Origin of the sequence: Streptomyces phytophilus, from assembly GCF_013870535.1 — a bacterium.
GTDB lineage: Bacteria > Actinomycetota > Actinomycetes > Streptomycetales > Streptomycetaceae > Streptomyces > Streptomyces phytophilus.
Genome location: NZ_JACBXC010000896.1, coordinates 1 through 2,522 on the forward strand (window position 1 = coordinate 1; position 2,522 = coordinate 2,522).

The 2,522-nt window shown below is 73.4% G+C and carries 2 protein-coding genes; both read right to left on the bottom strand.

The window, feature by feature from the left end; genetic code table 11:
• Window positions 1–919, bottom strand: a 919-nt coding sequence (locus H5J30_RS26835; RefSeq protein WP_181789911.1) for a homoserine dehydrogenase, incomplete at its 3' end; no start/stop codon positions are given.
• 126 nt (window positions 920–1,045) lie between these two features.
• A complete protein-coding gene (lysA, locus tag H5J30_RS26840) occupies window positions 1,046–2,434 on the bottom strand; it encodes a diaminopimelate decarboxylase (RefSeq protein ID WP_181789912.1) in 1,389 nt (462 codons plus the stop codon).
• Between the last annotated feature and the right edge of the window lie 88 nt (window positions 2,435–2,522).

Consider the following 2,522-nt stretch of genomic DNA (forward strand, 5'->3'; position numbering starts at 1 on the left):
CGCCGGCGCCCGGGCCGTAGAACATGAGCTGCCCGGCCGCGCTGGCCTCGACGAAGACGGCGTTGTACGCCTCGCGCACGGAGGCCAGCGGGTGCGTCAGCGGGATCATCGCCGGGTGCACCCGCGCGGTGACGGACTTGCCGTCGGGCGTGCGCTCGCAGATGGCGAGCAGCTTGACCGTACAGCCGATGCGGGCCGCGGAGGCCATGTCGGCGGCGGTGATCTCGGTGATGCCCTGGCGGTGCACGTCGTCGAGGCGGACCCGGGTGTGGAAGGCGATGCCGGCGAGGATCGCGGCCTTGGCGGCGGCGTCGTAGCCCTCGACGTCGGCGGTGGGGTCGGCCTCGGCGTAGCCGAGCGCGGTGGCCTCCTCCAGCGCCTCGGCGTAGCCGGCGCCGGAGGTCTCCATGCGGTCGAGGATGAAGTTGGTGGTGCCGTTGAGGATGCCGAGCACCCGGTCGACCCTGTCGCCGGCCAGCGACTCGCGCAGCGGGCGGACGAGCGGGATGGCGCCGGCGACGGCGGCCTCGTAGTAGAGGTCGACGCCGTGCCGGGCGGCGGCGGCGTGCAGGCTGGTGCCGTCCTCGGCGAGGAGCGCCTTGTTGCCGGTGACGACGCCGGCGCCGTACTCGAAGGCGGTGGTGATGAGCGTACGGGCCGGCTCCAGGCCGCCGATCAGTTCGATGACGACGTCGAGGTCGCCGCGTTTGACCAGCGCCGTGGCGTCCGTGGTGATCAGCTCGTCCGGGATCCCGGGCCGCGCCACCCCCGCGCGCCGCACCGCGACGCCCGCCAGCTCGACCGGGGCGCCGATGCGGGCGGCGAGGTCCGCGGCGTTCGCCGTCATGATGCGCGCGACCTCGGAGCCGACGGACCCGCAGCCCAGGAGCGCCACCTTCAGCGGACGCCTCTCGCTCATACGACCTCGTTCCTCACGTGCATCGACAGGGGTCGGTTCCAGTCTCACGCAGCGGCGGGCGATTGCGACGCCCTGTCCGGATGCCGAGACGTACCGTTTACGGCTTGAGATGCGGCCGGCCTGCGGCTAGCCCACGTCGAGCCGCAGCAGGTCCTCCTCGGTCTCGCGCCGGACGATCTCCCGCGCCCCGCCGTCCGCGACGGCCACCACGGGCGGGCGCAGCACATGGTTGTAGTTGCTCGCCATGGCGCGGCAGTACGCCCCGGTGGCGGGCACCGCCAGCAGGTCGCCGACCGCCAGGTCCGCCGGCAGGTAGGCGTCCCGTACGACGATGTCGCCGGACTCGCAGTGCTTGCCGACGACGCGGGACAGCACCGGCTCGGCGCTGGAGGCGCGGGAGGCCAGCGCCACCGAGTATTCGGCGTCGTAGAGCGCGGTGCGGATGTTGTCCGACATGCCGCCGTCCACGCTCACGTACGTACGCAGCCCCTCCAGCTCCTTGACCGTCCCGACCTCGTACAGCGTGAACGCGGTCGGCCCGACGATCGCGCGGCCCGGCTCGACGGACAGCCGCGGCACGGCCAGCCCCGCGGCCGTGCACTCGCGGGAGACGATGTCGCGCAGGGCCTTCGCGATCTCGTACGGCTCGCGCGGGTCGTCGTCGGGGGTGTACGCGATGCCGAGGCCGCCGCCGAGGTCGATCTCGGGCAGCTGAACCCCGTGCTCGTCGCGGATCTCGGTGAGCAGCCCGACGACGCGGCGGGCGGAGACCTCGAAGCCGGCCATGTCGAAGATCTGCGAGCCGATGTGGCTGTGGATGCCGACCAGCTCCAGGGAGTCGAGCTTCAGCACGCGCCGTACGGCCTCGGCCGCCTGGCCGTCGGCGAGCGCGAGCCCGAACTTCTGGTCCTCGTGGGCGGTGGCGATGAACTCGTGGGTGTGCGCCTCGACGCCGACGGTGACCCGGATCTGCACGCGCTGGCGCCTGCCGAGCCGCTCGGCGGTGTGCGCGACGCGGACGATCTCCTGGTACGAGTCGAGCACGATCCGGCCGACGCCGGCCGCGACGGCCCGTTCGATCTCGTCGGGGCTCTTGTTGTTGCCGTGCATCGCGATCCGGTCGGCGGGCATGCCTGCGGCCAGCGCGGTCGCCAGCTCGCCGCCGGAGCACACGTCGAGGTTCAGGCCCTCCTCGCGCAGCCAGCGGACGACGGCGCGGGAGAGGAACGCCTTGCCGGCGTAGAAGACGTCGGCGCCCTCGAAGGCGTCGGTCCAGGCGCGGCAGCGGGCGCGGAAGTCCTCCTCGTCGAGGAAGTAGGCGGGGGTGCCGAACTCCTCGGCGAGCCGGGTCACGGGCAGCCCGCCGACGGTGACGACGCCGTCCCCGTCGCGGGCGACGGTACGGGCCCACACGCGCGGGTCGAGGTCGTTGAGGTCGGCGGGCGGTGCGGCGTAGTGCCCTTCGGGCAGCACGTCGCCGTGCCGGGGGCCGGCGGGGTGGGCGGATCGGCTCACGGCGGGGTACTCCTTCGGTGCGGGGTTCTCACGGTCGGCTCACACGTACTCGGGCGCCGGTATGCCGAGCAGGCCGAGGCCGTTGCGG